Here is a 6737-nt window from a genome sequence, read left to right as displayed (position 1 = left end):
GCGTCAGCCCGCGCGATTCGCAACCCTTGTCCGGGTCGCGCCGTCGTCTGCTGGCCGCCCTCGGTCAACCGCTGGCGCAGGCATTGGCCCGCGCGCGTCTGGCCGAAGACCTCGAGGCCGCGCGCCTGCACGGCGAAACCGAACAACTGCGCAGCGCGCTGCTGGCCTCGGTCAGCCATGACCTGCGCACGCCGCTGACCTCCATGCGTGGAGCCATCGACAGCCTGTTGGCCCTGGGCGACGCCATCCCGCCGCCGGATCGCCGCGAGCTGCTGGAAAGCACCCGCGACGAGGCCGAGCGCCTGGACCGCTACATCCAGAACCTGCTGGACATGACCCGCCTCGGCCACGGCGGCCTGAAGCTGTCGCGCGACTGGGTGTCGCCCGGCGACATAGTCGGCAGCGCACTCAACCGCCTGCGCGCGGTGGTCGCGCCGTATCGGGTGGAAACCCGTGTACCGCCGGAGCTGCCACTGCTCTACGTACACGCCGCGCTGATCGAGCAGGCGCTGGTCAACGTGCTGGAGAATGCCGCGCGCTTCTCGCCGCCGCAAGGCCGCCTGCGGGTGGCGGTGGAGCAGGGCGAGGACGAGCTGCGCTTTCTGGTCAGCGACGAAGGGCCGGGGATACCGCCGGCCGAGCGCGAGAAGATCTTCGACATGTTCTATACCGCCGCGCGCGGCGACCGCGGCGGGCAGGGAACCGGGCTGGGCCTGGCGATCTGCCAGGGCATGGTCGGCGCCCACGGCGGACGGATCACCGTCGAGGACGGCATCGACGGCCGCGGCACCACCCTCGTGCTGCACCTGCCGTTGCAGCAACAGCCGGACCTGGAGCAGCTTGATGCCGCTGGCTGAAAGGCTCAAGCTGGACGCCCCCAGCCAGTCCGGACCGCCGATGAACGCCAGCGCCGCCACCATCCTGGTCGTCGACGACGAACCGCAGATCCGCAAGTTCCTGCGCATCAGCCTCAGCGCCGGCGGCTACAAGGTGCTCGAAGCTGGCACCGGCGAGGAGGGCCTGGCCCAGGCCGCGCTGGGCCGCCCGGACCTGGTGGTGCTCGACCTCGGCCTGCCGGACAAGGACGGCCAGGACGTGCTGCGTGAACTGCGCGAATGGTCGCAGGTGCCGGTGCTGGTGCTTTCCGTCCGCGCCAGCGAAAGCGAGAAGGTGCTGGCGCTGGACAGCGGCGCCAACGACTACGTGACCAAGCCCTTCGGCATCCAGGAATTCCTTGCGCGCATCCGCGTGCTGCTGCGCCAGGGCGCGAGCGGCGAGACGCAGGAGGCGGTGGTCGCGGTAGGGCCGCTGAGTGTGGATTTCTCCTATCGCCGGGTATTGCTCGATGGCGAGGAAGTCTCGCTGACGCGCAAGGAATACGCGGTGCTCTCGACCCTGGCGCGCCACGTGGGCCGGGTAGTCACACAGCAGCAGTTGCTCAAGGATATCTGGGGGCCGACGCATACCGAGGACACCCATTACCTGCGGGTGGTGGTCGGGCATCTGCGGCAGAAGCTCGCCGATGATCCGGCGACGCCGCGATTCATCGTCACCGAAGCCGGCGTGGGTTATCGCTTGCGCGAAGGCTGACCTTTTGAGCAGCAAGTAGGGCGGATAACCCGGATCGGGTTATCCCCCGATGCCGCCGCGGCGGATAACGCTGGCGCGTTATGCGCCCTACGAAACTGAATTTCAGACCGGAGAGCACGACGTAGGATGGTGTGGAGCGGAGCGATACCCATCGCTGTGCTCTTCTCCTTCGACGCGTGGGCGTTCCCGTAGGAGCGGACTTTGTCCGCGATGCTCTTCCTGCATGTGGTTGGGTTTTCAGCGCCGCTTCGGCGTGCGCGCGGGCTTCGTGTTTCGCCCCCTCGGGCGAGTCACTTCTTCCAAGCGCCGAAGAAGTAACCAAGAAGGCTTGCCCCGGACATCCGGTTTTTCGCTTAGGCGAAAAATTCCCTCGTTGAAGCGAAGTTTCAGGGGCACGTCGCGAAGGGCCGTCCCTGTCCCATCGCGACTCTCGCGACATCCATGTCGCTCAACCCCTGAAACTCCGCTTCAACGAGGCCTCCTGAACGGGGCATTCGGCGCGCGCGGATATTTCGCTGGAAACCTTTCAGTGCCAAAGCAAAAGCTGGAGGGAGGCGCTCTTCGTAGGAGCGAGCTTGCTCGCGAACCGCACGGCCCCGGATCACCCGATCAATACGGATTCTCCGCCTCATACCGATCCAGCGTATCGCTGGCGATCTGCCGGCCGAGGGCGATGAGTTCGGGGGCCTTGTAGAACTCGAAGAAGCGGCAAACGCGCTTGGGCACGTTGATCAGGATGTCCGGCGGGTAGCCGGCGATCTTGTATTGCGCCAGCGAAGTCTGCATCACCTCGAAGCTCTGGTTCACCAGTTCCAGCAGCGAGGCCGGGCTGCTGCTGTCGATCACATGGCTGCCGGTGGCCGAGCGTGGCGAGCCCTTGGCCAGCGGGGCGGCGGCGGGCTGCTGCATTTCCGGCTCGGCCGGCTCCTCCGCGGCGGCCGGTATCGGGTGCAGCAGGGCGTCGGCGATCAGCTCCGGTGGCGGCTCGACTTCGCCGCGGCGGAAGAAGCTCAGCTTGTTCGACAGCCCGGAGATCACTGAGTCGAAGCGACCCTTCAGCGCCGCCGGACGCTCGATCACCGGCAGCGAATACTGGCGCTGGTTGGTGGCGTTGAGGTTGACCGCGACGATCAGGTCGGCGTGGGTCGAGACCACCGGGACGATCGGCAGCGGGTTGAGCAGCCCACCGTCAACCAGCATGCGGGTGCCCTGCATGACCGGGGTGAACAGGCTGGGGATCGCCGCCGAGGCGCGCATGGCCTGGTGCAGGCAGCCTTCCTGGAACCAGATTTCCTGCTGGTTGGTGAGGTCGGTGGCCACCGCCGTGTAGGGGATCGGCAGCTGTTCTATGTCGATCTCACCGAGAATTTCGTGGATCTTGCCGAATACCCGCTCGCCGCGAATGGCGCCGAGACGGAAGCTGACATCGAGCAGGCGCAGCACGTCGAGGTAGTCCAGGCTTTCCACCCAGTCGCGGTATTCGCCCAGCTTGCCGGCGGCGTAGATGCCGCCGATCACCGCGCCCATGGAGCAGCCGGCAATGCACACCACCTCATAGCCGCGCCTTTCGATCTCCTCGATCACTCCGATATGCGCATAACCGCGCGCGCCGCCGGAACCGAGTACCAGCGCGATCTGTTTTGACATGGGGCAACTCCGCGTAACGAACCCTGCGACGATACGCCCGGGGCACCGGCCGCGCCAAGCCGGGCTTTGCTAGAATCGCCGTTTGATTTCCCTGCCCGGAGCCTCCCGATGAGCGAACCGATCCGCCTGACCCAGTACAGCCATGGCGCCGGCTGTGGCTGCAAGATTTCCCCCAAGGTCCTGGAGGTCATCCTCGCGGGCAGCGGCGCGCAGAACCTCGACCCCAAACTGTGGGTCGGCAACGCCTCGCGCGATGACGCAGCTGTCTACGAAATCGACGCCGAGCGTGGCGTGGTGTCCACCACCGATTTCTTCATGCCGATCGTCGACGATCCCTTCGACTTCGGCCGCATCGCCGCCACCAACGCCATCAGCGACATCTACGCCATGGGCGGCGACCCGCTGATGGCGATCGCCATCCTCGGCTGGCCGGTGAACGTGCTGGCGCCGGAAATCGCCCGCGAAGTGATCGCTGGCGGGCGCAAGGTCTGCGACGAAGCCGGCATCCCGCTCGCCGGTGGGCACTCCATCGACGCCCCCGAGCCGATCTTCGGCCTGGCCGTCACCGGGCTGGTGGAGAAGCGCTTCATGAAGCGCAACGACACCGCCACCGCCGGCTGCAGGCTGTACCTGACCAAGCCGCTGGGCATCGGCATCCTCACCACCGCCGAGAAGAAGGCCAAGCTGCGCGCCGAGGACGTGGGCGTCGCCCGCGACTGGATGTGCACCCTGAACAAGCCCGGCGCGCGCTTCGGCAAGCTCGAGGGCGTGAAGGCGATGACCGACGTCACCGGTTTCGGCCTGCTCGGCCATCTGGTGGAAATGGCCGATGGCAGCGGCCTGACCGCCCGCGTCCGTTATGACGCCGTGCCGCGCCTGGCCAGCGTCGAGTACTACCTGGAGGCCGGTTGCGTGCCCGGTGGCACCTTGCGCAACTTCGACAGCTACGGTGAGCGCATCGCGCCGCTGCCCGAGCTGCACAAGCTGCTGTTGTGCGACCCGCAGACCAGCGGCGGCCTGCTGGTGGCGGTGGAGCCTGCCGGCGAGGCGCAGTTCCTCGCCACGGCGAAGGAGCTGGGCATGGACCTGGCGCCCATCGGCGAACTGGTCGGCCGACAGCGTCACGCGGTCGAGGTGGTGTGATGCGCGACAACACCCGCCACTACCGCGAACTGTTCCTCGGCGATGTGAAGATGATGGACGTGCGCGCCCCGGTCGAATTCGACAAGGGCGCGTTCCCCAATGTGATCAACCTGCCGCTGATGAACGACATCGAGCGGCAGAAGGTCGGTACCTGCTACAAGCAGAACGGCCAGCAGGCGGCCATCGCCCTGGGCCACGAGCTGGTCTGCGGCAAACTCAAGGCCGCGCGCATCGAGGCCTGGGCGAACTTCGCAAAGGCCAATCCCGACGGCTACCTGTACTGCTTCCGCGGCGGGCTGCGCTCGCAGATCACCCAGCAGTGGCTGAAGACCGAGGCCGGCATCGAGTACCCACGCGTGGTGGGCGGCTACAAGGCGATGCGCGGCTTCCTCTTCGACACCACCCGCGCCGCTGTCGATGAATGCCAGTTCGTGCTGGTCGGCGGCCTGACCGGCACCGGCAAGACCGAGGTCATCGCGCAGCTGGCCAACAGCCTGGACCTCGAAGGCCACGCCAACCATCGCGGCTCCGCGTTCGGCCGGCGGGCCACGCCGCAGCCGGCGCAGATCGATTTCGAGAACCGCCTGGCCATCGACATCCTGAAGAAACGCCATGCCGGCATGGAGCAGTTCGTGCTGGAGGACGAGGGACGCATCGTCGGCAGCTGTTCGGTGCCGCTGGAGCTGTACCAGGGCATGCAGCACTACCCGCTGGTGTGGTTGGAAGACAGCTTCGAGCAGCGTGTAGAGCGCATCCTCAAGGATTACGTGGTGAACCTGTGCGCCGATCACGTGCAGGTGGTGGGCGAGGAGGGCGGCTTCGACTCCTTCGCCGCCTACCTGCGCAAGAGCCTGTCGGGCATCGTCAAGCGCCTGGGCGGCGAGCGCTACCAGCGCCTGGCGGCGATCATGGATGAAGCCCTGGAAGAGCAGAAGCGCAGCGGCGCGGTGGACCTGCACCGGGGCTGGATCGAGGGATTGTTGGGCGAATACTACGACCCGATGTATGCCTTCCAGCGCGAGAGCAAGGGCGAGCGCGTGGAGTTCCGCGGGACGCAGGACGAAGTGGTGGAGTACCTGCGCTTTCGCGCGGAGCGCTGATCCCGGCGCTCCCCTCGTGGGGCTTGCACCTGCGCCACGACGGAGCACCCACGTAGGATGGGTGGAGCTTGCGATACCCATGCTGCTGTCGGTGCATGAGAACGATGGGGATCGCTGCGCTCCACGCCATCTTGCGCAAGCGTTTGTCGGGGAGCGTGGCAGCAGGCGGTTCGCGAGCAAGCTCGCTCCTACAGCACAGACCAGATTCCGAAGTGTTTCGTAGGGCGGATAACGCGCCAGCGTTATCCGCCGTTGTGGCATCGGCGGATAACCCGTTCCGGGTTATGCGCCCTACGTACTGATCGAGACCTCTGCGGCGGCAGCCCGCTCCTACCCAAGGTCATGCATCTGCGTAGGAGCGGACTCCGTCCGCGATGTCTTCAACCCGGCAGCGGGCCCAAAGGCACTCACACGCTCTTGCCGTCGTATTCCTTCACCGTCAGCCCCGCCAGGTCCACTCCCGGCAGGCAGCGCACGTTGATCGCCGACATTGGCGTGCCGTCCGGCATCGCGCCGTAGGCCAGCGGCGCGCAGCCGCAGGTGGGGCAGAAACGGTGCTCGATGCGATGGGTGTTGAACGTATAGGTGCTCATCGCACTCTCAGGAGTCGTCAGCTTCAGCTTGCCGCGCGGCACGAACCACAGGAGCGAGCCCTTGCGCCGGCAGATCGAGCAGTTGCATGACACGACTTCACCGACATCCCCTTCCACTTCGAACGCGATCTGCCCGCAATGGCAGCTGCCCTGGTGCACCATGGTCCTTCTCCTTGTCGGGGTATCCCGTGGGCAAACAGTGTAGTAGTCGCTTGAACGCCATCCGTCCGGTGGCATACTGCGGCGCCGTCCGGCAGGCCTTTGCGCCGCGTTCTAAGCTGGATTCACCCCGATCACTTCCAGGAGTTTCGTCATGCCGCGCATTCCCCTGCTCATCGCTGTGCTGCTGGCCGTCGCCGGCTGCTCGGGCAAGACCGTCAACCGTGACAGCTGCGCCAACGAGCTGAACGCCGCCTGGCACGAGCTGGACCTGGCCAAGGCCGAAGGTTTCGCCGGCACCGTCAGCTACTCCAAGGCCGTTGGCCTGCTGACCGCCGCCAAGACCCAGCAGCAGGTCGAGGCCTACGATGGGTGCTCCGACAAGGCCAGTCGCGCGCGCTTCTACATCAAGGAATCCCGCGCCGGCCGCTGAGCCGCGCATCGCCGGGGGCCCCGGCCCCGCCCCCCCCGGGGCCAACCCCCACCCCCGGGGTTGGACAGAAAA

7 protein-coding genes are annotated in these 6737 nt (G+C 66.6%); 5 read left to right on the top strand and 2 right to left on the bottom strand.

Going from position 1 to position 6737, the window contains the following annotated elements; all coding sequences use genetic code 11:
- A partial coding sequence (locus tag ACCC94_RS26650; protein ID WP_413352610.1) for a sensor histidine kinase occupies positions 1-857 on the top strand: 857 nt, incomplete at its 5' end.
- Between the two features lie 40 nt (positions 858-897).
- The gene (locus ACCC94_RS26645) at positions 898-1590 is read left to right on the top strand and encodes a response regulator (RefSeq protein ID WP_138216460.1); all 693 of its coding nucleotides are present in this window, start codon (positions 898-900) and stop codon (positions 1588-1590) included.
- 609 nt (positions 1591-2199) lie between these two features.
- Here the strand turns inward: ACCC94_RS26645 and ACCC94_RS26640 are convergent.
- Complete coding sequence (locus ACCC94_RS26640; RefSeq protein WP_413352609.1) at positions 2200-3237, bottom strand: patatin-like phospholipase family protein; 1038 nt, start codon at positions 3235-3237, stop codon at positions 2200-2202.
- Between the two features lie 108 nt (positions 3238-3345).
- On the opposite strand from ACCC94_RS26640, the gene selD reads away from it, so the two are divergent.
- Complete coding sequence (selD, locus tag ACCC94_RS26635) at positions 3346-4380, top strand: selenide, water dikinase SelD (RefSeq protein WP_413352608.1); 1035 nt, start codon at positions 3346-3348, stop codon at positions 4378-4380.
- Positions 4380-5480: a tRNA 2-selenouridine(34) synthase MnmH gene (gene mnmH / locus ACCC94_RS26630; protein WP_413352607.1), complete on the top strand. Its 1101-nt coding sequence runs from the start codon at positions 4380-4382 to the stop codon at positions 5478-5480. Before selD ends, mnmH begins: the two co-directional genes overlap by 1 nt.
- Positions 5481-5887: 407 nt before the next feature.
- Here mnmH and ACCC94_RS26625 read toward each other — a convergent pair whose 3' ends face one another.
- A complete protein-coding gene (locus tag ACCC94_RS26625) occupies positions 5888-6235 on the bottom strand; it encodes a GFA family protein (protein ID WP_413352606.1) in 348 nt (115 codons plus the stop codon).
- Between the two features lie 151 nt (positions 6236-6386).
- Here ACCC94_RS26625 and ACCC94_RS26620 point away from each other — a divergent pair, with 151 nt between their 5' ends.
- Positions 6387-6665, top strand: a complete 279-nt coding sequence (locus ACCC94_RS26620; RefSeq protein ID WP_413352605.1) for a hypothetical protein — start codon at positions 6387-6389, stop codon at positions 6663-6665.
- The last annotated feature ends 72 nt before the right edge of the window (positions 6666-6737 follow it).

It is taken from the genome of Pseudomonas sp. Pseusp97 (genome assembly GCF_047304025.1).
Classification (GTDB): Bacteria; Pseudomonadota; Gammaproteobacteria; order Pseudomonadales; family Pseudomonadaceae; genus Pseudomonas.
The sequence above is the reverse complement of the archived record's forward strand: the minus strand, read 5'-3'. Positions and strand labels throughout refer to the sequence as shown.

What these genes read in the sequence shown, in the direction of transcription:
- ACCC94_RS26620 (WP_413352605.1), top strand. Translation starts at nt 6,387, where the DNA reads ATGCCGCGCATTCCCCTGCTCATCGCTGTGCTGCTGGCCGTCGCCGGC.
- ACCC94_RS26640 (WP_413352609.1), bottom strand. Translation starts at nt 3,237, where the DNA reads ATGTCAAAACAGATCGCGCTGGTACTCGGTTCCGGCGGCGCGCGCGGT.
- ACCC94_RS26645 (WP_138216460.1), top strand. Translation starts at nt 898, where the DNA reads ATGAACGCCAGCGCCGCCACCATCCTGGTCGTCGACGACGAACCGCAG.
- selD (WP_413352608.1), top strand. Translation starts at nt 3,346, where the DNA reads ATGAGCGAACCGATCCGCCTGACCCAGTACAGCCATGGCGCCGGCTGT.
- mnmH (WP_413352607.1), top strand. Translation starts at nt 4,380, where the DNA reads ATGCGCGACAACACCCGCCACTACCGCGAACTGTTCCTCGGCGATGTG.
- ACCC94_RS26625 (WP_413352606.1), bottom strand. Translation starts at nt 6,235, where the DNA reads ATGGTGCACCAGGGCAGCTGCCATTGCGGGCAGATCGCGTTCGAAGTG.